This window comes from Azospirillum endophyticum (assembly GCF_016595245.1).
GTDB lineage: Bacteria > Pseudomonadota > Alphaproteobacteria > Azospirillales > Azospirillaceae > Azospirillum > Azospirillum endophyticum.
The window spans coordinates 103,148-124,035 of the sequence record NZ_JAENHM010000035.1 but is presented as its reverse complement, the minus strand read 5'-3'; the positions used below and the strand labels follow the sequence as shown (position 1 = coordinate 124,035).

Annotated in this window: 21 protein-coding genes; 9 read left to right on the top strand and 12 right to left on the bottom strand. The window is 68.7% G+C overall.

The window, feature by feature from the left end; translation table 11 throughout:
- Nucleotides 1-28: 28 nt before the first annotated feature.
- The 4 genes from JHL17_RS12440 to JHL17_RS12425 form a co-directional block, all read right to left on the bottom strand.
- Nucleotides 29-2,170 carry a hybrid sensor histidine kinase/response regulator gene (locus JHL17_RS12440; protein WP_200193493.1) on the bottom strand — a complete coding sequence of 714 codons (2,142 nt, stop codon included), beginning with the start codon at nucleotides 2,168-2,170 and terminating at the stop codon, nucleotides 29-31.
- A gap of 26 nt (nucleotides 2,171-2,196) precedes the next feature.
- On the bottom strand, nucleotides 2,197-3,696 hold the full coding sequence (locus JHL17_RS12435; protein ID WP_200193491.1) for an ATPase domain-containing protein: 1,500 nt from the start codon (nucleotides 3,694-3,696) through the stop codon (nucleotides 2,197-2,199).
- Complete coding sequence (locus JHL17_RS12430) at nucleotides 3,680-4,024, bottom strand: HigA family addiction module antitoxin (RefSeq protein WP_200193489.1); 345 nt, start codon at nucleotides 4,022-4,024, stop codon at nucleotides 3,680-3,682. Before JHL17_RS12430 ends, JHL17_RS12435 begins: the two co-directional genes overlap by 17 nt.
- A 153-nt stretch (nucleotides 4,025-4,177) precedes the next feature.
- Nucleotides 4,178-4,366 (bottom strand): hypothetical protein, encoded by a 189-nt coding sequence (locus tag JHL17_RS12425; RefSeq protein ID WP_200193488.1) that lies wholly within the window; start codon nucleotides 4,364-4,366, stop codon nucleotides 4,178-4,180.
- A gap of 358 nt (nucleotides 4,367-4,724) precedes the next feature.
- On the opposite strand from JHL17_RS12425, the gene JHL17_RS12420 reads away from it, so the two are divergent.
- From JHL17_RS12420 to JHL17_RS12405, 4 genes are all read left to right on the top strand, one after another.
- Entirely contained in the window at nucleotides 4,725-5,570 is an 846-nt protein-coding gene (locus tag JHL17_RS12420) for a phosphate/phosphite/phosphonate ABC transporter substrate-binding protein (RefSeq protein ID WP_200193486.1), read from the top strand.
- Nucleotides 5,567-8,371: a response regulator gene (locus tag JHL17_RS12415; protein ID WP_200193484.1), complete on the top strand. Its 2,805-nt coding sequence runs from the start codon at nucleotides 5,567-5,569 to the stop codon at nucleotides 8,369-8,371. The genes JHL17_RS12420 and JHL17_RS12415 overlap by 4 nt, the downstream gene beginning before the upstream one ends.
- Before the next feature lie 125 nt (nucleotides 8,372-8,496).
- Nucleotides 8,497-8,913 (top strand): hypothetical protein, encoded by a 417-nt coding sequence (locus JHL17_RS12410; protein ID WP_200193482.1) that lies wholly within the window; start codon nucleotides 8,497-8,499, stop codon nucleotides 8,911-8,913.
- A gap of 173 nt (nucleotides 8,914-9,086) precedes the next feature.
- A complete protein-coding gene (locus JHL17_RS12405) occupies nucleotides 9,087-9,461 on the top strand; it encodes a response regulator (RefSeq protein ID WP_200193480.1) in 375 nt (124 codons plus the stop codon).
- A gap of 32 nt (nucleotides 9,462-9,493) precedes the next feature.
- Here JHL17_RS12405 and JHL17_RS12400 read toward each other — a convergent pair whose 3' ends face one another.
- Nucleotides 9,494-10,696 carry an NnrS family protein gene (locus JHL17_RS12400; RefSeq protein ID WP_200193478.1) on the bottom strand — a complete coding sequence of 401 codons (1,203 nt, stop codon included), beginning with the start codon at nucleotides 10,694-10,696 and terminating at the stop codon, nucleotides 9,494-9,496.
- A 133-nt stretch (nucleotides 10,697-10,829) separates the two neighbouring features.
- On the opposite strand from JHL17_RS12400, the gene JHL17_RS12395 reads away from it, so the two are divergent.
- Both JHL17_RS12395 and JHL17_RS12390 read left to right on the top strand, forming a co-directional pair.
- A complete protein-coding gene (locus JHL17_RS12395) occupies nucleotides 10,830-12,098 on the top strand; it encodes a winged helix-turn-helix domain-containing protein (protein WP_200193476.1) in 1,269 nt (422 codons plus the stop codon).
- Nucleotides 12,091-12,603: a GNAT family N-acetyltransferase gene (locus tag JHL17_RS12390; RefSeq protein WP_200193474.1), complete on the top strand. Its 513-nt coding sequence runs from the start codon at nucleotides 12,091-12,093 to the stop codon at nucleotides 12,601-12,603. The genes JHL17_RS12395 and JHL17_RS12390 overlap by 8 nt, the downstream gene beginning before the upstream one ends.
- Here JHL17_RS12390 and JHL17_RS12385 read toward each other — a convergent pair.
- Entirely contained in the window at nucleotides 12,563-13,042 is a 480-nt protein-coding gene (locus JHL17_RS12385; RefSeq protein ID WP_200193473.1) for an Lrp/AsnC family transcriptional regulator, read from the bottom strand. The genes JHL17_RS12390 and JHL17_RS12385 overlap by 41 nt on opposite strands.
- 153 nt (nucleotides 13,043-13,195) lie before the next feature.
- Here JHL17_RS12385 and JHL17_RS12380 point away from each other — a divergent pair, with 153 nt between their 5' ends.
- Together JHL17_RS12380 and JHL17_RS12375 are read left to right on the top strand one after the other, a co-directional pair.
- Nucleotides 13,196-13,813, top strand: a complete 618-nt coding sequence (locus tag JHL17_RS12380) for a VTT domain-containing protein (protein WP_200193471.1) — start codon at nucleotides 13,196-13,198, stop codon at nucleotides 13,811-13,813.
- 108 nt (nucleotides 13,814-13,921) lie between these two features.
- Entirely contained in the window at nucleotides 13,922-14,608 is a 687-nt protein-coding gene (locus JHL17_RS12375) for an alpha/beta fold hydrolase (protein WP_200193469.1), read from the top strand.
- Here the strand turns inward: JHL17_RS12375 and JHL17_RS12370 are convergent.
- Nucleotides 14,605-15,342 (bottom strand): helix-turn-helix domain-containing protein, encoded by a 738-nt coding sequence (locus tag JHL17_RS12370; RefSeq protein ID WP_200193467.1) that lies wholly within the window; start codon nucleotides 15,340-15,342, stop codon nucleotides 14,605-14,607. The genes JHL17_RS12375 and JHL17_RS12370 overlap by 4 nt on opposite strands.
- A 347-nt stretch (nucleotides 15,343-15,689) precedes the next feature.
- Here JHL17_RS12370 and scpC point away from each other — a divergent pair, with 347 nt between their 5' ends.
- On the top strand, nucleotides 15,690-17,192 hold the full coding sequence (scpC, locus tag JHL17_RS12365; RefSeq protein WP_200193465.1) for a succinyl-CoA:acetate CoA-transferase ScpC: 1,503 nt from the start codon (nucleotides 15,690-15,692) through the stop codon (nucleotides 17,190-17,192).
- Nucleotides 17,193-17,253: 61 nt separating this feature from the next.
- On the opposite strand, the gene JHL17_RS12360 is transcribed toward scpC, so the two are convergent.
- From JHL17_RS12360 to JHL17_RS12340, 5 genes are all read right to left on the bottom strand, one after another.
- Entirely contained in the window at nucleotides 17,254-17,439 is a 186-nt protein-coding gene (locus tag JHL17_RS12360; protein ID WP_109152762.1) for a hypothetical protein, read from the bottom strand.
- 144 nt (nucleotides 17,440-17,583) lie between these two features.
- On the bottom strand, nucleotides 17,584-17,943 hold the full coding sequence (locus tag JHL17_RS12355) for a type II toxin-antitoxin system PemK/MazF family toxin (RefSeq protein ID WP_200193463.1): 360 nt from the start codon (nucleotides 17,941-17,943) through the stop codon (nucleotides 17,584-17,586).
- Entirely contained in the window at nucleotides 17,940-18,173 is a 234-nt protein-coding gene (locus JHL17_RS12350) for a DUF2281 domain-containing protein (protein ID WP_200193461.1), read from the bottom strand. Before JHL17_RS12350 ends, JHL17_RS12355 begins: the two co-directional genes overlap by 4 nt.
- A 94-nt stretch (nucleotides 18,174-18,267) precedes the next feature.
- A complete protein-coding gene (locus JHL17_RS12345; RefSeq protein ID WP_200193459.1) occupies nucleotides 18,268-18,987 on the bottom strand; it encodes an endonuclease III domain-containing protein in 720 nt (239 codons plus the stop codon).
- Nucleotides 18,988-19,055: 68 nt separating this feature from the next.
- Entirely contained in the window at nucleotides 19,056-20,885 is a 1,830-nt protein-coding gene (locus JHL17_RS12340; protein ID WP_200193457.1) for an ATP-binding response regulator, read from the bottom strand.
- Between the last annotated feature and the right edge of the window lie 3 nt (nucleotides 20,886-20,888).

Genomic DNA, 20,888 nt, shown 5'->3' with positions numbered 1-20,888 from the left:
CCGGAAGCACGGCCGATGGGAAGGACTCTCAGCGGTGCAGTGCGGCGCGCTGGAGCGGGTCGAGACCGTCGCTCTCCATGGGAGGCGCCGAAGTCCCCGTCGCCCTGCTCAACAGTTTGGCGGTGGCCATGGCGAGCTGGTTCTGGGTGTAGGGCTTGGCAAGGCGCGGCAGGTCTGCGCCGGTGCCGTCGGGCAGGTCGGCGTAACCCGTCGCCAGAAGCACCGGCAGGCCCGGAATCATGGCCTGGGCCGCCCGGGCGAGTTCGACGCCGGTCATCCCTGGCATCGCATAGTCCGTCAGCAGCAGGTCGACCGGTTGCCCGCTGCGTAGGATTTCCAACGCTTCGCTGCCCGAATTCGCCTCGACGACCGTGTGCCCGAGATCGGCCAGCATGTCGACGGTGCTCATGGCGATCAGCATGTCGTCGTCGACCACGAGGACCAGGCCGGGAGACGCGTCGACCGCCGCGGCCGCCGGCGGCTCCGCCACCTGGACCGGAGTGGTCGCCTTCGGCAACCACAGCTCGACGAGCGTACCCTCTCCCGGCACGCTCGACAGCCGGAACGCGCCGCCGGACTGCACCGCCAGGCCATGGACCATCGACAGCCCGAGACCGGTTCCCTTGCCGATGCCTTTGGTCGAGAAGAACGGCTCGATCGCCCGCGCAAGCGTCCGCGCATCCATGCCCGTGCCGGTGTCCCGCACGCAGATATGCGGGTGGGCGCCCGGGGGCAGCTCGGAGGAGACGGAAACCGGCGTCTCGTCCAGCGACACGGTCAAGGTGCCGCCATCGGGCATCGCGTCGCGGGAGTTGATGGCGAGGTTCAGGATCGCCAGTTCGAGTTGGTTCGGATCGATCAGGGCCGGCGGCAGGGTGGCGGGTGCCTCGATCCGCACCACCACGCGTGGCCCCACCGAGCGTTCCAGCAAGGTCCGCATGCCATCCAGCAGACCCGTGAGGTCGACCGCCTGCGGCTGCAGGTCCTGGCGGCGGGCGAAGGCAAGAAGCCGCTGGGTCAGCGTCGCCCCGCGCTGCGCCCCCTGCATGGCACCGTCGAACAGGCGCTCCGTCGTCGGATCGTCGGGAAGGCGCTTGCGCAGCAGTTCCAGATTACCGAGCACCGCCATCAGCAGGTTGTTGAAGTCGTGCGCGACGCCGCCGGTCAACTGGCCGAGGGTCTCCAGCCTCTGCGTCTGGCGCAACTGCTCTTCGGCGCGTTCGCGATCGCGCATCTCGGTGCGCAAGCGTTCCAGCGTCGCCTCCAGCTCGCCGGTGCGCTCCTGCACCGTGGCCTCGAGCGTCGTCGTGAGACGCTGCAAGGCCTCCTGCGCCGCCTTCTGCGCACCGATGTCGACGATGACCGCAAGCGCTCCGGCCAGTTGGCCGGCACCGTCGCGCACCGGCACGCCGCTGACCCGGAGCCAGGTCGAGGAGCCGTCCGGAAACCGGTGGGTGAACTCGACGCCATGAACCATTTCGCCGCGCAAGGCACGCGCTCCGGGGAACTGGTCCTGGGACAGCAGGCGCCCCTGGTCGTCATACCCGATCCAGGCGTGATCGTCGCTCGGCTGCCGGGACGGGATCACCGCATCCGGCACGAATCGTTCGAACGCCGGGTTGCACAGCATGATCCGGCCATCCCGGTCCATCAGCGAGACGCCGACCGGCAGATGCTCGATCAGCGTCGTGAAGCGGGCCCGCTCGCCGGCCAGATCGGCCAGGAGGCGATCGCGCTCGACCAGATGCGCCCGCGCCTCGAATTGGCGCCGGCGCCCGCGCAGACAGGTGCGCACCACGCTGACCAGCGTGGTCGGGTGGAAGGGGCGTTCGATGAAGGTGACGTTGCCGAGCAGTTCGGTCAGGCGGGCGGCCTCGGGCGTCCGCTCGGCGCCGTCACCGCGCATGGTGAGCAGCACGACCGGAAGATCCGACCAGGGCGGCTGCGCGCCGATCCAGGCGACGAGCCCCTGGAGGTCGGCGGCGCGCACGGCTTCCTCGACCAGGATCAGCAGCCCTATCCCGTCGTCCAGCGCATGGCACAATGCCGGCAGGTCGGGACAGGTCTCCGCGGCGATCCCGATCTCGCCCAGCAGGGCGGCTGCGACGGCGGCATCCCGTCCGCGCGGCGCCAGGATCAGCGCGCGCTCCGTGGTCTCAACTTTGCTCATGCCGGCCCGCTCATGCTGGCCCCCGCTCACGCCGGATCGTCCCGGATCAACGGGATGTCCTGGCCGCTGTAGACGGGCACGCCGCGCAACACGCCCTGGAACTCCACCAGCGGCGGCCCCACGGCGATGCCGCGATCGGTAACCAAATATTCGCGGATCGTGTCCTCATGCGGACCAGCCCGCTTCTTGATCACGGAAATCGCCCGGCGGACCCGGCCCAGCGCCTCGAAATAGCGCAGCAGCACGACGGTGTCGGCGAGATACGTTACGTCGACCGGCGACTGCATGTCGCCGATCAGGCCATGCTGCGCGATGGTGAGGAAGGTCGTGACGCCTTGCCGGTTCAGGAAGAGCAGCAATTCGTGCAGATGCATGACGAGCAGTTGCTCCTCCAGCATCGCCGCCTGATAGCCGTTGAGGCTGTCGATCACCACGGTGCGGATGTGATTCTGCTCGACGCAGCTGCGCACTCGGTGGGTGAACTCTCCGGGAGACAACTCCGCCGCGTCCACCTGTTCGATCAGCAGGCTGCCGCGGTCGCGAAGCGCCTCGAGGTCGAAACCCATCGCCTTCGTTCGGGCGAACAGCAGCCCGAGTTCCTCGTCGAAGACGAACAGCGCGGCGCGCTCCCCGCGCGCGATGGCGGCGGCGGCGAACTGAACGGTTAACAGCGACTTTCCCGTTCCGGCAGGGCCGATGATGAGGGAACTCGATCCACGTTCCATTCCGCCGCCGAGCAGCGTATCGAGTTCGGCGATGCCGCTGGCCAGACGTTCCCCGGCGAAACCGGTGCGATGCTCGGCGGCGATGAGCCGGGGAAACACACGAATACCGCCTGTTTTGACGGCATAGTCGTGATAGCCGCCGCGATACGCCTGACCGCGGTACTTGAGCACGCGCAGCCGCCGCCGCTCTTCTCCATAGACAGGGGTCACCATCTCCAGGCGGATCACGCCATGGGCGATGCTGTGGACCGTCTTGTCCATAGTATCGGTCGTCAGGTCGTCGAGCAGCAGGACGGTGGCGCCATGCCGGGCGAAATAATGCTTGAGGGCGAGGATCTGGCGACGGTATCGCAGCGAATCCTGGGCCAGCAGGCGGATTTCCGACAGGCTGTCGAGAACGATCCGCATCGGCTTGACCCGCTCGATCGCTTCGAACAGGTGCTTGGTCGTCTCACCGAGTTCCAGGTCCGCGGAATAGAGCAGGCTCTGCTGATGGGCCCCGTCGAGCAGGCTCTCCGGCGGAACCAGTTCGAAGACCGTGATCTCCGCGCCGAGCGTCCAGTCATGCGTGGCCGCCGCGTCGCGCAGTTCCTCTTCGGTTTCCGACAAGGTGACGTAGAGTCCGGTTTCCCCGGCGGCGGCCCCTTCCAGAAGGAACTGCAGGGCCACCGTGGTCTTGCCGGTGCCCGGGCTGCCTTCGAGCAGGAAGACCCGGTCACGGGTGAGTCCCCCGGCGAGGATGTCGTCGAGCCCGGCGACGCCGGTTCGCGCCTTGCGCGACGGTTCAGTGGGTGCAGCCATGGCGGGTCAGGATGTCCGTCTTGAGGGGGGCTGGCAGAACGTGCGCCGGGATGCGGTCCAGGGTATCGCCAAGGGCACGCTGCGCATACCAGAGATCATGTACCAGCTGAAGGTCGAGCCAGAACCGGGCGGGTATGTCGCAGAGCCGGGACAAGCGGGCGGCCATCTCCGGCGTGACGCCGGCCTTGCCGGCCAACACGCGATGGAGCGTCTGGCGCGCGATCGCCAATTCCCGGGCCGCCTGGGTCACCGTCAGCCGAAGTTCGGGCAGAATGCGGTCGCGCAGCACGGCCCCGGGATGGGGCGGCGGATCATTGGGCGAAGTCAATCCAGCGGACATCCGATGCGATCGAAAAAGACGATCGTTCAGATGTAGCGTGTCGCGCGACAATCGGCAGCCTACGCAATCAGCATCGTCCCTTCGGAGTAGGGACCGAAGACAGGGCGTCGGCGCTGTGCCGGCAGCCCCATTGCCGGTCCGTCACCCCGCCAGCTCCGCCGGAACCGGCAAATCCTCCCCCTCCTCGCGGCGCAGCATCCAGACCAGCCAGCGTTCGGTGTGGATCAGCAGGCGCCGGGTCTCGATGCTGTCGCAGCCGCGGCTATGGACGCGCAGCAGACGGATGGCGCGGCAGATGGCTGATCGCTGATCGAGGGCTCGTTCCGGCACGGCGGGGGTCCATCGCGGCTGTGGGGGAACTCCGACACATACCGGACCGACCCGCAACGCAGCGTGATCTTTCTCGGACCCTTGCTGAATCTTGCCCCGCTTTCCTTCCAAGATTGCGGACGGCAAGCGGAATGACGCGACAGTCGACAATCCAAGCCCCACCGGCGCCGCGAAGCACAGGAGCTTTGCCTTGGCAAGCGCGAAGCCCCCTGATTCTCTGGGCTCCTGCCCCTGATTGCGGCATTTATGGAATGTTATATCTTCCCTTTTAAATCATCGTCCGGGCCATCGCCGCCATGAATTCTGTCCGTTCGTGCACCGACATTTCATGCCCGCTTATCGTGGGGATCCTAAACACATGACCAGGCGTCTGTTCACCGGTCTTGCCGCGCTCTGTTCCGCCATCCTGTGCGGCCTTGCGGGCATTCCCCCGGCAGCGGCCGAGGAGCAGGCGTTCCGTATCGGCATCGCTCCGCATACCAGCGCCCGCGTCATCATCGAACAGTACCAGCCGGTGCGCCGCGCGGTGGAGGCGGCGCTGGGCCGGCCGGTGGAGATCGTGACGGCGCCCGACTTCACCGCCTTCGCCCGCCGGGCGGTCGACCAGGACTACGACATCGCGGTGACCACCGGCCATCAGGCGCAGCTTCTGCGCGAGGATGCCGGCTACCTGCCGCTGCTGACCTACAAGTCCGACTTCCGCGCCGTGGTGGTGACGGCGGCCAAGGGACCGTACCGGACGGCGGCCTCGCTGGCCGGCACCACCGTGCTGGGACTCAGCCCGTCGTCGCTGGTGACCCTGTGGGGCCAGCACTGGCTGGCCGACGGCAAGCTGCCCGACATCCAGCTCCGCTATGTCAGCGCCGCCGACAGCGTCGCCCAGCTGATCCTGGCGGGCGATGCGTCGGCCGGCTTCATGTCGCGGGCCAATCGCGCCAAGCTGGCGCCGGAGGTCCAGGCGCAGCTCTCCACCATCGCCGAAAGCGGCCCGATGGCCGGCCGCGTCTATATGCTGAACGGCAAAGCGTCGGCCTTGGCGGAGCCGTTGCGCAAGGCCCTGTTCGCCTTCGGCGAGACGGCGGAGGGCAAGAGCTATTTCGACGTCAATCAGCTGGGCGGCTACCGTCCGGTCACCGACGAGGAACTGGCGGCGATGGAGCCGCTGGCCGACGAGGTTCGGCGCGTCCTGAAGGCCGGGAAATGATCCTGTCACGTCTGGCACCCTGGAAGACGCTGCGCGGCCGCATGCTGGCCGCCGCCATGGCGGTCGAGGCGATCATGCTGACGCTGCTGGTCGCCAACAGCGTGCGCCTGCTCTACGGCAGCCTCGCCGAGCAGGCCAAGCTGCACGCCGGACAGGTGGCGCCGGTGCTGAACGCGGCGCTGGTGGCGCCGCTGGCCCAGCGCGACCATGCGACCCTGCAGGCGGTGCTGGACGAAAGCCGCTCGACCGGCGGGATCCTCTATCTCGCCGTCAGCGACAGTACCGGCAGGCTGGTGGCGATCAGCGGCTGGCCGCGGGACCGCGCGCTGCCCGATCCCGACCCGGCCCTGACGCTGGACGTCAAGGACGGCCTCGCCCGCTACGACGTGGCGGTGCCGGTGTCGCTGGCCGGGCAGAAGCTGGGCGCGGTGCAGTTCGGACTGGATCTGGCCCACATCGTCCAGGCGCGCCGCGACCTGCTGACCCAGGGCATCGCCATCGCCCTGTCGGAGATCCTGCTGTCGGCCGGGCTGCTGACCCTGCTGGGCCTGTGGCTGACCCGCCATCTGGCGGCGCTGGCCCGGGCCAGCGAACGGGTGGCCGCCGGCGATTACAGCCCGCCGAGGCTGGCGGAGGGCGACGACGACATCGGCCGGCTGGGCGCCGCCTTCAACACCATGTCGCACGCCATCAAGGAACGCGTCGACCAGCTGACCGTCGCGCTAGACGAGCAGGAGGCGCTCGCCCACGACATGGAGCAGGAGCGCGCCCGCCTGTCCGCCCTCCTGTCGGCGATGGATTTCGGCGTGCTGTTCGTCGGCGGCGACGGGCGCATCGCCTACGCCAACCCGGCCTTTTCCTGCCTGTTCATCATCGCCGGCGAGCCGGTCGGACGCCGGCTGGACGAGACGCTGGCCGATGCCGGCAATGCGCCGCGCGACACCGACCACGCCATGCTGTCGGCGGTGGACGCCGACGAGCGGCGCGAGATGACGCTGACCGACGGACGCATCGTCGGCTGGCACAATGTGCCGGTGCGCAACGCCGCCGGGGCCGCCATCGGCAAGCTGTGGCTGTGCATCGACGTGACCGAGCCGCGCCGCGCCGCCGAACAGCTGCTGCTGGCCAAGGAAGAGGCGGAGGCCGCCAGCCGGTCGAAGACCGAGTTCCTGGCGACCGTCAGCCATGAGCTGCGCACCCCGATGAATGGGGTCCTGGGCAACCTGGCCCTGCTGGCCGACGCACCGCTGCCGGCGGAGGAGAAGCGGCTGGCCGACGTCGCCCGCCGTTCCGCCGAAGCGCTGCTGCGGCTGCTGGACGACATCCTCGATTTGTCGAAGCTGGACGCCCACCGCATCGAGCTGGAAGAGGCGGACTGCGCCCTGCCCCGGCTGATCGACGGCGTGCTGGAGGTGCTGCGCCCGAACGCGACCGACAAGGGGCTGGCCCTGTCGGCCCGGCTGATGCCGTCGGTGCCGGAGGTGATCGTCACCGACCCGACCCGGCTGCGCCAGATCCTGCTCAACCTGGTCGGCAACGCCGTGAAATTCACCGAAGACGGCCACATCGCCGTGCGGGTGCGCCGGCTGGACCCCGACTCCGGCGGCCTCACCCCTGCCCCCGTCCCCGCCTTCGCCCCCGCCTTCGCCCCCGCCTTCGCCCCCTGCGGACATCCCGAGTCCTTCCTGCTGGAGTTCGAGGTGGAGGACACCGGCATCGGCATCGCTCCCGACGCGGTGCCGAGCCTGTTCGACCGCTTCACCCAGGCCGACAGCTCCATCACGCGGCGCTATGGCGGCACGGGGCTGGGACTGGCGATCTGCCGCGACCTCTGCCTGCTGATGGGCGGCGGCATCGCGGTCGACACCGCCCCCGGCCGCGGCAGCGTCTTCCGCTTCACCATCGTCGCCCGCCCCGGCGATCCGTCGGCGCTGCGCCGCGTCGATCCCGGTCACGGCATGGGGGTCGGCGAGGCGGCGCGCGTCACGGCATTGCCGCCGCTGCGCATCCTGGCGGTCGACGACATCGAGGTGAACCGCGACATCGTCCGCGGCATCCTGGAACGCGCCGGCCACAGCGTGGCGCTGGCCGCCAGCGGCGGCGAGGCGGTGCGCATGGTGCGCGACCGGTCTTTCGACCTCGTCCTGATGGACATCCAGATGCCCGGCATGGACGGGCTGACCGCCACCCGCCGCGTGCGCGAGCTGCCCGAGCCGAAGCGCCGCGTCCCCATCCTGGCGCTGACCGCCCATGCGTCGGGCAGTTCGCGGCCGGAATGCCTGTCGGCGGGGATGAACGGCTTCGTCACCAAGCCCTTACGCCCTACCCTGCTCTTCGCCGAAATGGCGTCGGTGCTGGACGCCGCCGCTCCTGCGGGCACTTCCCTTCCCGAACCGGCCGCTCCGGAGATTGCCGTGACCGACATGCCCGACCTCCCGGCCGCCGATCCGTCGGACGCCGATCTGCTGGACCCAGATCTGCTTGACGAGGAGCAGCTGTCCCTGCTGCTGGAGGTGCTGACGGCCGATGACTGGAGCGCCTCCGTCGACGGCTTCACCGACAACGGGCGCAAGACCATCGACGGCATGGTCGCCCAGGCCCGGGCAGGGGAGCCGCACGACCGCACCGCCCACACGTTGAAGGGCACCTCGCTGAACCTCGGCGCCGCGGCCCTCGGCCGGCTGGCGAAGGAGCTGGAACAGGCTCCCTCCGCCGCGGTTCTGGAACAGGAGGACCGGCTCCGCGGCCTGTTCGACCGCTCGCTCACCGCACTGCGCGACCGCAAGCCGGTGAACGTCTGAACGGATAGGATGGCAGCGGGACAGGCACGAACAGGCAGTCGCCCCTTCCACATTCGGACAGGTGTGCATGGCACAAAAGCCTCCCCGACGTGTTGTTCCTTCAGGACCACGACCAGAGAGGCGACATGAGCGAGCTTGCGGACGATCTCGATCACTGGACCGGATCCAAGGCTGCGCCGGGGGCCGGGTTGCGAACCGGACCGCGGACCGACGGGGTCCGCATGGCGGTGCGGACGGCCATGGCCGGTGCCGGCTTCACGCCGATGGACCTGGGCGACGGCTGCCGGGCTTGGTACCGCCGGTCAGACGACGGCACCCACGCGTTGATTTCGCACAACAATGCGCTGGATGGCGACCCGGCGGTCAAGGACTGGATCGTCGGCCAGTATGGCGAGCGCGGCGGCTTCGTCGAGGTCGGCGGCCTGCCGCTGTCGCGTGCGCTGGAAGGGGCCGACGTCCTGCCGTCGCCGGTGCGGCCGGACGGATCGCTGGTCGAGGCGCTCTATCCGTCGCTCCAACAGGCGCTTGATGATCTTGGGTGATAGTCCAGCCCCAGCTTGGTGGTGGCCCAATGGGCGATGACCAAGGTCGGGGTGGACAAGCGGACGGCTGAACGGAAAAGCTCAAGCCGGTTGCCGGGAGGAGATCCCGATCCCCATCTGCCGGCCAACCACTGCCGAGAACACCGCCCCGACCAGCAGCGAGCCGCCTGTCCATGGAAGCCGACCGATCCAAGCCTTTGCGCATCCTACTCGTCGAGGACGAGCCGCTGGTGGCCATGGCCATAGAGGATTCGCTGGAAGTCCAGAATGTCGGCGTCGTCGGCCCTGCCGGCACGGTGGCGGAAGCGCTGGACCTGATCGACAAGGGCGGCATCGACGCCGCCCTGCTGGACGTCACCCTGCGGGGCGAGCGCGTCGACAGCGTCGCCGACGCGCTGAGCGCCAAGGGCATCCCCTTCGTCTTCACCACCGGCCATGGCGCCGCCGGCCTGCCGCTGAGCCATCAGGACCGCCCGGTCCTGACCAAGCCGTTCCGCGAGGTCGAGATGAACGACGCCATCGACCGCTATTTCCGCGGCGGGGCCTGAACCCCGCCCGACACGATATCCGCTTGGCCCAATCAGCCCGGCCGCCCGTCGGCCCGCGGCGACAGCAGGACCGGGGCATAGGCGACGAGATAGAGGGTGAAGGCCGCGACCCAGGCATAGCCCGAGCATTGCAGCGCCGACCACACCCACTCCACCGGCAGCAGCGGCGAAGCGGTGCGGGCCACCGCGGCGACGGTCAGCAGCACATAGGCGGCCACCGTCGACCGTGACACCACCAGCGGCCGTCCGGTATGGCCGAGCGAGGCGCGGCTCATCACCGCCAGGATCAGCGTGGCGAAGGCGCCGACCGTCAGCGCATGGGTCCCCGCCGCCGCCGGCAACCCGGCCAGGGCATGCAGCCCGCGCAGCAGCAGAGCCATAGGCACCCACAGATAGCCGACATGCAGGATCCACAGGATCGGCGAGCGCCAGGCCTTCCACCCCTGCCAGCCGGCCAGCCGCACCGTATGGGCGACGGCGGCGGCGAGCGCGATCAGCCCGGTGACCACGGAGTCCGGCGCCGCCATCGTCGCCGGGACCAGGGTCAGCGTCAGCACCAGAACCGGCCGCTCCACCATCGGCCAGGACCGGACGCCGAGCCCCGCTTTGCCCAGACCGTTGCGGGTGAAGGCCGGCAGGATGCGCCCGCCGATCACCGTCACCATCATCAGGACGATGCCGAGCCCGAGCGCGAAGCCGGCTTCCGCCCCGCCGTCCAGCAAGTCGAGCCATTCCAGGTGGATCAGCAGATTGCCGGCGGTCAGCAGGGCGATCAGGATCAGGAAGGCGCTGTTCCGCCACTTGCCCGCCGCCACCAGCGGCCGGGCGAGCGCAACCCCCAGCCCGGGCAGGAAGGCGAGGTCGATCACCGCCGCCACCGGTTCCGGCATGCCGGTCCACGGGAAGACGGCGACGCGGCCGGCGATCCACAATGCCGCGAGCGCCATCAACGGCGCCCCCGACACCGCCTTGGTGCCGGTCCAGCTCGGCACCGCGGTCAGCAGGAAGCCGGCGACGGCGGCCACCACCGTGCCGAACAGCATCTCATGCGCATGCCAGGCGCTGGCGCCGACCGCATGGTCCGGCCATTCCCCGGTCACCAGCACGCCCAGCCAGGCGCCCAGCAGGCCGACGGCGGCCACGCCGCTGAACAGGAAGAAGAAGCGGAAGCCGTATTGGAACAGGATCGGGATCGTGGGGCCGTCGTCGCGGCCGGCAAGACTGGGGGAGGACATGGACGGAAACTCCGGAAGACGGGTGCTGCAGTGCAGGATCGACCGTCAGCCTGCTCTCGCCGCCGCCACGCCGCCTTGACGAAAATCAAACGCATTCGCAAGCTGGACCCCCGTCTCTTTCCACCTCAGGTCCATGCCCCGTTCCGACAGCCTGTCCCTGCGCGAGGCCCGACGCATCGCCATCGCGGCGCAGGGCTTCCCCAACACGCCGCCCCAAGACCTCCGTGCCGCCGACATCCTCGCCACCGACCCGCTTGCCGCCGATCCGGTGGAGGCCCGCCATGTCCGGCGCCTGATCGGCCGGCTGGGGCTGGTGCAGATCGATTCCGTCAATGTGCTGGTGCGCTCCCACTACCTGCCGCTCTTCTCGCGGCTGGGACATTACGAGCCGGCGCTGCTCGACCGGCTGGCCTATGGCGGCAAGCGGCGGGCGCTGTTCGAATATTGGGGCCATGAGGCGTCGCTGATCCCGGTGGAGCAGCAGCCGCTGTTCCGCTGGCGCATGGCACGGGCCGAGCGTGGCGAGGGCACCTATGGCGAGTTGGCGCGCTTCGCCGCCGAACGCCGGCCCTATATCGACTCGGTCCTGGCGGAGGTGGCGGCACGCGGGCCGCTGGGAGCGTCCGAACTGAGCGAGGCCGGACGCGGGGCCGGCGGCTGGTGGGGGTGGAGCGATGGCAAGCGGGCGCTGGAATTCCTGTTCTGGGCCGGCCGCGTCACCACCGCCGGGCGCCGCGGCTTCGAACGGCTCTACGACCTGACGGAGCGGGTGCTGCCCGCCGCCGTCCTCGACACCCCGACCCCGTCGGAGGACGAGGCCCAGCGCGCCCTGTTGCGCATCGCCGCCCGCGCCCATGGCGTGGCGACCGAACGCGACCTGCGCGACTATCATCGGCTGGACCTCGCCGACGCCCGCCTGCGCATCGCCGAACTGGTGGAAGCCGGCGAACTGCTGCCGGTGGCGGTGGAGGGCTGGGACCGCCCCGCCTATGTCACCCCCGACCTGCGCGTCCCGCGCAAGGCGCCGGCCCGCGCCCTGCTCTCCCCCTTCGATTCGCTGATCTGGGAGCGGCAGCGCACCGAGCGCCTGTTCGGCGCCCGCATCCGGCTGGAGATCTATACCCCCGCCCACAAGCGGGAGCATGGCTATTATGTGCTGCCCTTCCTGATGGACGAACGCATCGCCGCCCGCGTCGACCTGAAATCCGACCGCAAGGCCGCCACCCTGCTGGTCCAGGCCGCCCATGCCGAACCGCATGCCCGCCCCGACGCCGTCGCCCCGCCCCTGGCGGCCGAGCTGCGCCGGCTGGCCGGCTGGCTGGGGCTGGAGCGGGTGACGATGGCCGGCGGCGGCGATCTGGCGCCGGCGCTGGCGGGGCTGCTGGAGCCGCGTCATGGATAAAGGGTCAACCTTCGACATACGGCCGGCGCGCACCGATGAGCTCGACGACGTCGCCGCCATCTGGTTCGAGAGCGCGCGCCGGATGGAGGGAGTGACGGCGGCCTTCCCCTCGCGGGCCGAACTTCGCATCCGGATCGACCGGGAACTCGCCGCCGGATGGGATCTGCGCATCGCCCTGTCGAACGGACAGGCCGTGGGGATACTCGCGCTGAACCCCGCAGAGTCCAAGCTCGATCAGTTGTTCGTCCATCCGGACAACCAGGGCCAAGGCATCGGGTTGGCGTTGCTGGAATTGGCAAAGCGCGTCATGCCGAACGGCTTCACCCTTCGCACGCCCCGGGCAAACAGGCGGGGGCGTCTGTTTTACGAGCGCCACGGCCTGGACCTGTTTGGAGAAGGCGTGCATCCCCATCTCGGCACGCCCGTCTGCTTCTATGGATGGCGCGATGGCGGGAACGCGCCGCTCACTCCAGATGATCGAGCGGCAGCCGGGTCTCGAATTTGACCTCCTTCAGGGTGACGCTCGATTTGACGTGCGAGACCGCGGGGATGGAGAAGATGCGTTCGCTGAGGAAGCGGCCGTAATCCTCCGTGGTCGGCACGACGATGCGCAGGAGATAGTCGGCATCGCCGGTGACGGCGAAGCATTCCAGCACCTCCGGCATGCCGGCGATGGCGGTCTCGAACTGGTCGACCGCATTCTCCTTGTGCCGTTCCAGCGTGACATGGGCGAAGACGCATTCGCCGAGCCCAAGCTTGCGCGGATCCAGCTGCACGGTATAGCGGCGGATGACGCCGATGTCCTCCATCGACCGCACCCGACGCCAGCAGGGGGAGGCCGACAGGCCGACGGTATCGCCCAGTTCCTGCATGGTCAGGCGGGCATTTTCCTGCAGGGCCGCCAGGATGCCCTTCTCATGCCGGTCGAGCTTGATCGCCGCCATCTGCGCCTTTCCCCTCCTCAGCATATCCAATCGTTACACCTGCAAACATAAGCAGGGCCGGCCGCCGCTGCGAGCCCCTGGATGCAACCAATCCCCTGTCCTGGTGTTGGTCGGGACGGTGGGTGGCGGGACGGCCAGTGCAGGAGGACCGACGTGTTCGATTGGATCGTCAACATGGTGCAGCAGACCGGCTATCTCGGCGTGGCTCTGCTGATGTTCGCGGAGAACCTGTTTCCTCCCATCCCATCGGAGCTGATCCTGCCGCTGGCCGGCTTCACCGCCGCGCGCGGCGACCTCGGCCTGCCGATGATCATCGTCTCGGGCACGGCGGGCGCGGTGCTGGGGGCGCTGTTCTGGTACCTGATCGGCCGCTGGGTCGGGAGCCGCCGGCTGAAGCAGTGGGCCGCCCGCCATGGCCGCTGGCTGACCATCGCGCCGGAGGAAGTGGACGAAGCCGCCGCCCGGTTCCGCGAGCATGGCGGGCGGTCGGTGCTGATCGGCCGGATGATCCCGGCGGTGCGCACGCTGATCTCCATCCCCGCCGGAGTATCGGAGATGGCGCTGGCCCCCTTCCTGCTCTACACCACCGTCGGCACCGCGATCTGGACCACCTTTCTCGCCTCCGCCGGCTATCTGCTGGAAGACCGTTACCAGCAGGTCTCCGGCTGGCTGAACCCGCTGTCCAACGTCGTTGCCGCCGGAATCGCCCTCTGGTACGTCTACCGCGTCGCCACCTTCGGCCGGCGCACGAGCCGTCAACCGGCGGAATAAGACGCAGGCCCTTTTCCGCCTGGAGAAAAATCGCCCCGCTCCGGCTGGACCCTCCCCCTGTCGCCATGCTCTGAGTGGCGGGTCCGACCGCCAGCGGGAGCCGCTTCCATGAGTTCCAATCCGACCATCATCCTCGTCCATGGCGCCTTCGCCGACGGCTCCTCCTGGGGCCGGGTGATCCCGCGCCTGCAAGCGGAAGGATTCGCGGCGGTCGCGGTGCAGAACCCGCTGGTCTCGCTCGACGACGACGTCGCCCATGTCCAGCGCGCCATCGACCGCAGCAAGGGGCCGGTGGTGCTGGTCGGCCATTCCTGGGGCGGGGCGGTGATCACCCAGATCGGCGAGCAGGAGCGGGTGAAAGCATTGGTCTACGTCGCCGCCTTCGCCCCCGATGCCGGGCAATCGCCGAACGATACGCTGAAGCCCTTCCCGCCATCCGCCGGCCTGTCGGGGGTGTCGGTCGACAAGGGCCGCTTCCTGACCCTGACGCCGGAGGGCATGGCCCGCAACTTCGCCCAGGATCTGCCGGCGGCGGAGGCCGCCCTGCTGGCTGCCACCCAGGGGCCGGTGGCGGCAGCCTGCTTCGCGACCCGGGTGACCGCCGCCGCCTGGAAGACCAAGCCCGCCTGGTATGTCGTCGCCAGCCAGGACCGCATGCTGCCGCCGGATTTCCTGCGCGCCACCGCCTCGCGCATCGGTGCCCGGACGGTGGAGGTCGAAAGCGGCCACGCCCCCCACCTGTCGCGTCCGGATGCGGTGGCGGCGGTGATCGTCGAGGCGGCCCGCGCTCTTTAGCTTCCTTTCCGCACCGCCCCCGGCGTGGTGCCGCGACAACGGCGCAAGCTGCGGGTCAGGGCGCTCTGGTCGGAGAAGCCGACGGCCAACGCCACTTCCGCCAACGGCAAGCGGCCGTCACGCAACAGGGCCTCCGCCCGGTCCAGCCGCAGCTCGGCCAGCAGGCGGGCCGGGGTACTGCCGGTGCGAGCCCGAAAGCGTTCATGGAAACGGCTGGGCGCCAGACCGGCCGCCTCGGCCAGTTCGGCTACCGTCAGCGGTTCGCCGCAGCGCTCCGCCATCAGAGCCAGGGCGCGGTCGATGGGATCGCTCGATACGGGTGGCGGCTGGCGCGCCTCCAGAGCGCGCAGCAGTAGCCCTGCCGAATGATGGGCCAGCACCGGATCGAGCGGCCGGTCGGCCGCCTCCGCCGCCAGATAGCGCACCAGCCCGTCCAGCGCGCCGTCGATGGCGAAGAAGGCGCCGCAGGCGCGGATCGCCGCCTCCGGCACCAGCCCGGCAGCCGGCACGTCCAGCACGACGAAGCGGTTGGCCCCGCCGCTGCGGAAGCTGTGCGGCACCCGGTCGGCCACCAGCACCCCATGCCCGTCTCCCACCCGCCCGCAGGCTCCGCCGACCTCCATGTCGAGGGTACCGGCGATGGGCAGCACGATCTGGTGATGGTCATGCGCGTGCCGCCGTTCATGCCCGTCGTAACTGCGGGTGCTGACGGACGGCCGATGCGGGGACGCCACGTCGGCGGACTCCTGCGTTCGGTTGGGTGGGCCGATGGTACGCCCCCATCCCCGGCGCCGACAAGCGGACGGTTGCGCCTGCACAGGATTGGCCGCTCGGCACAATTACCAGCAGACGAAACTGAATTTCAGAAAATCCCTTCTCAGACTCATCAAGTCTCCGTCCGTATTGTGCACCGGTCCGCCGATATTCGCCCACCCATTCACTTGAGGGTTGCCTGACATTCCGGACAAACGGTTGCCGCGCCGGCCGGTCCATCCTTATGAGTATTTTCAAATAAGAAATGCGGCCGGACGGGAACGGATCGGTCGCCAATCACCAAAAAACACTCATAAAGGAACGCCCGATGTACCGAGATCGCATCCGCCTGAAATCCCTGTGGGGCAAGGTGGTCCCGGCCGAAGAAGCCGCCTTCCTCATCAAGGACGGCATGACCGTGGGCATGAGCGGCTTCACCCGCGCCGGCGACGCCAAGGCGGTGCCGCTGGCGCTGGCCGAGCGCGCCGCGTCGGAAAAGCTGAAGATCACGCTGATGACCGGCGCCTCGCTGGGCAACGACGTCGACCGCATCCTGACCGAGGCGGGGGTGCTGTCGCGCCGCCTGCCCTTCCAGGCCGACCCGGTGCTGCGCAAGGCGATCAACCGCGGCGAGGTGATGTTCGTCGACCAGCATCTGTCGGAGACGGTGGAACTGCTGCGCTCGCGCCAGATGGGTCCAGTCGACGTCGCGGTGATCGAGGCCTGCGCCATCACCGACACCGGCGGCATCGTGCCGACCACCTCGATCGGCAACTCGGCGACCTTCGCCATCCTGGCCGAGAAGGTCATCATCGAGCTGAACCTGACCCAGCCGCTGGATCTGGAGGGGATGCATGACGTCTACATCCCGACCCGCCGGCCCTTCCGCGAGCCGATCCCGGTGGTGACGGCGGAAAGCCGCGCCGGCCTGCCCTACATCCCGATCGACCCGTCGAAGATCGCCGCCATCGTGGTGACGCGCAAGCAGGACAGCTCCGCCAGCATCCTGCCGCCGGATGACGAGACCAGGGCCATCGCCGGCCATCTGATCGAGTTCCTGGGTCGCGAAGTCAAGCAAGGCCGGCTCGGCCGCTCGCTGGCGCCGCTCCAGGCCGGAATCGGCACCATCGCCAACGCGGTGCTGCACGGGCTGATCGACGGGCCGTTCCACGACCTGACCATGTACAGCGAGGTGCTGCAGGACAGCACCTTCGAGCTGTTCGACGCCGGCAAGCTGACCTTCGCGTCCGGATCCTCGATCACGCTCAGCGCCGGGAAATATGCCGAGGTGCTGCCGAGGATCGGCACCTACAAGGGCCGGCTGCTGCTGCGCCCGCAGGAGATCTCCAACCACCCGGAAGTGATCCGGCGGCTCGGCGTCATCGGCATCAACACGGCGCTGGAGTGCGACATCTACGGCAACGTCAACTCCACCCACGTCAACGGCACGCAGATGATGAACGGCATCGGCGGCTCCGGCGATTTCGCCCGCAACGGCCACCTCGCCATCTTCGTCACCAAGTCGCTGGCCAAGGGCGGCGCCATCTCCAGCGTCGTGCCGATGGTCACCCATGTCGACCACAACGAGCATGACGTCGACGTGCTGGTGACGGAGATCGGGTTGGCCGACCTGCGCGGACTGGCGCCGCGCGAACGGGCGGCGACCATCATCCGCAACTGCGTCCATCCCGGCTACCGCGAGTTGGCGGCCGACTATCACCGCCGGGCGCTTCAGCGCGGCGGCCACACCCCGCACCTGCTGGAAGAGGCCTTCGCCTGGCACAGCCGCTTCCTGCAGACCGGCAGCATGATGCCGGCGGCGGCCGAATAGGGCCCCTCAGAAACGGGCGGGCCGCGGAATGCCGCGGCCCGTTCCCGTTACCCGGATGCTGTCAGACGTGCTGCCCGCCGTTTCGCTCCAAATAGAGGAGCAGGGCGGGATAATAGTGCTTGCGTTCGGACGAAATCTTCTCGCAGAAACGGCGTGCAGCTCCGCTCTTGAGCCAGTCCTCAAGCTGCCCGTTCTGACGCTTTTCCGCGACGATGGCATCGATCGCATCCAGAATCTTGTGTATCACCTCAGGCCTCGTCTTATGGAAACCGGAGCGGCGTCTTCGTCGCCCGCGCAGTCTTATATGCGCTCTGCTGCCGGTAACCGGTCCTGCGTTCTGGGAATGCCTGCGTGTTGCAATGCACAAAACGTGAGGGGTCGCGCATGTCCGTCACGAGATTTTCGGAGTGTCGGTCAACCAAGCAGCCAGACGATGGCGCAGGCGATCCAACCGTTCAGGTCCGATCTCACCAATCTCACCGCTGAACAGCGCTCCATCGATCACGGCGAGCCGACCCAGCCGCAACACGCTGGACACCTTCAGGCCGGTATCACCGAAGTCGGGATCGCCTGGTGATAGAATTTCATCGAGATCGGGTTCAGCCTGCCGGATCTGTGACGAGACCATGCAGACAAACCAATCATCGAAACGGGAAGAAACCTGCCGGATCAACAACACTGGACGCAGCTTGCTCCCGTTCAGGTCCGTGAACGGGAAGGGCACCAGGACAATCTGACCAGCCCATTTCACCGCCAGACTTTCCGGAGATCGTCACGGCCGTAGGTAACAGGGTCGTCTTCCATCCCCCGCATTGCCTGCTCCATGCCGAACTCGGCGAATTTCTCCTCGGACCACTCCTCCTTTCCCTCTTCCTTCGAGGCAGCGAAACGGGCTGTCAAGAATTCGACGAAATCGAAGACTTCGGTCTGCTTGTCTTCGGGCAAGGCTTGAAGCTTCCTGATCAGCTCAGCATAGCCCATGACGTTCCCCTTTTCGGCACCATGTCCCTACCGACAATGCATCATAACAGGATCGCATCGATCCGGCATCCCCAACGCCCGGTCGGGCACACCTTCACGCGCTCTCCCTTTCCTCCTCCGACGGGCGCAGGGCCTGTCCCGTCGGGCAGAGGCGCAGCAGCACGCAGCGGTCGCAGGCCGGCGCCTGATAATGGCAGCAGCGCTGGCCGTGCAGCATCATGACCTCGTGGTTGTCGTAGACCTGCTGGGCATCCCACCCCTCCGGCAGTTGCGCCGACAGCACGGCGTGCGACGGGCCGACGGCGAGGCTGGCGGGGATCAGGCCGGTGCGTACCGCGACGCGGTGATGATGGCTGTCCACCGGCAGCGCCGCCTGCCGCAAAGTGGAGAAGCTGAGCACCGCCGCACTGGTCTTCGGCCCCACCCCGGGCAATTCCTCCAGCCAGGCGCGCGCCTCGGGCACCGTCATGCCGGACAGCAGGTCGAGCGACAGGCTGCCGACCCGCTCGGTGATGCGGCGCAGGATGGCCTGGATGCGCGGCGCCTTCTGCTCCGGCCAGGTGACCCCGGCGATGGTCGCCTCGACCTCGGCGACCGGAGCGTCGCGCACCGACTCCCAGTCGGACCAGCGCCGCCGCAGCGCCTTGAAGGCGGCGCCGGAGGCGGCGTTGCGGGTGCGGTGCGACAGCAGCGACGACACCAGCTCGCTCAGCGGGTCGAGGCTGTGGAAATAGGCGACCGGGCAGCCGTAGACGGTGCACAGCAGCCGGTGGATTTCGAGCGCCTTGTCGCGCAATGCAGCCGGGTCGGTCATGCAACCGACAACAGCCGAACCGGTAAGGCGTTACCGGTAAATCATCATGCCTCTCCTCCGACGCCGCCCTATCCCACCAGTCCCGTCATCACCGCGCGCAGCTGCGCCGGCTTCACCGGCTTGTTCAGCACCAGACACCCTGCCGCCTTCGCCTCGTCCGCCAGTTCCGGCGTGCGGTTGGCGGTGACGATCACGGCGGGCAGGATGCGGCCGCAGGCGGCGCGCAGCCGCGCCACCTCGTCGACGCCGAGCACCCCGTCGTCGAGGTGATAGTCGGCGATCAGCAGGTCGGGCGGTTTCGGCATGCCGGAGAGCAGGGCCAGCGCCTCGTCGCCGTTGGTGGCCGACACCACGTCGCAGGCCCAGCCGCGCAGCAATGCCTCCATCCCCGCCACCACCGCCGGCTCGTTGTCCAGCACCAGCACCGAGGTTCCGGCCAGCCGGTTGGTCATCGGCCGGGCGGCGACGCTCGCCGGGCGCGCGGCACGGCGCTCCGTCCCGCGCGGCACGGTGACGGCGAAGACGGATCCCCGGCCCGGTTCCGACCGCACGGTGATGGGATGGTCCAGCATGCGGGCGACGCGGTCGACGATGGCAAGCCCCAGCCCCATGCCGCGGTCGCGCCCCTTGCTGACCGGGGTGTCGAGCCGGCGGAATTCCTGGAAGATCTCGGCGATCTTGTCGCGCGGGATGCCGGGCCCATTGTCCCACACCTCGATCCGGATGCCGTCGCCGGTCCGGCGGCAACCGACCACCACCCGACCGCCCTGGACGTAGCGCAACGCGTTGGACAGGAAATTCTGCACGATCCGGCGCAACAGCCGCATGTCGCTGCGCACCACCGCGCCGGAGCCCACCACCTTCAGGTCGATGCCCCGCTCCGCCGCCACCGCCGCATATTCGGAGGCGAGCGGCGCCAGGACGCCGCGCAAGGGGAAGTCGGTCACCTCCGGCGTCACCGCCCCGGCGTCGAGCTTGGAGATGTCGAGCAGCGCCGACAGCAGGTCTTCCACCGACGCCAGCGCCGCGTCGATGTTCTCCACCAGCTCCGCATTGGCATCCGGCTGTTCCAGGTCGGCCAGCGCCGAGACGAACAGGCGGGCGGCGTTCAGCGGCTGCAGCAGGTCGTGGCTGGCGGCGGCGATGAAGCGGGTCTTGGACAGATTGGCCTGATCGGCCTGGGACTTGGCCTGCTGAAGCTGGTCGTTCAGCATCATCAGTGCGGATTTCTCCGCCTGTTCGGATTCGCGCCGCCGCTCCTCCTCGCGCTTGATGACGGTGATGTCGGTGTAGACGCCGACGATGCCGCCGTCGCGGGTGCGCCGCTCGTTCACCTGGATCCAGCGGCCGTCGGACAGCCGGTTGAGGAAGACGCCTTTCAGGTCGTGGCGGTGCTCCATCCGCTCGCGCAGCCAGACGTCGGGCGGCGGCTCGCTGACCGCCCCGGCGGCGGCGACCATCGCCACCAGATCGTTGAAGCGGATGCCGGCCTGGATGCGCCCGGCCACCGTCGGCCAGTAGGACAGGTATTTCCGGTTGCACAGCACCAGCCGGTCGGCGGAGTCGAACAGGGCGAAACCCTCGTTCACCGACTCGATCGCCTCGAACAGGCGGGTCCGCATGGTGTCCGCCAGCTCCTTGGCGCGGGCGAGATCGCGGTTGCTGTCCTCCAGCTTGTGCAGGGCGCGTTCCAGCTCCAGCGTGCGTTCGCGGATCTTCTGCTCCAGCACGATGGCGGTCTGGAACAGGGAGAAGGCGCCGCCCTGGAAATCCATCGACCGCTCGACGCGGTCCATCAGCACCTTGTTGATGCGCTGGAGCTTGGCGTTCTCGCGCTCCAGCGCCGCGATGCGGTCGGCGGGGTCGAGGGTCCAGCTGCGGGTTTGGATGCCGGCCATGGC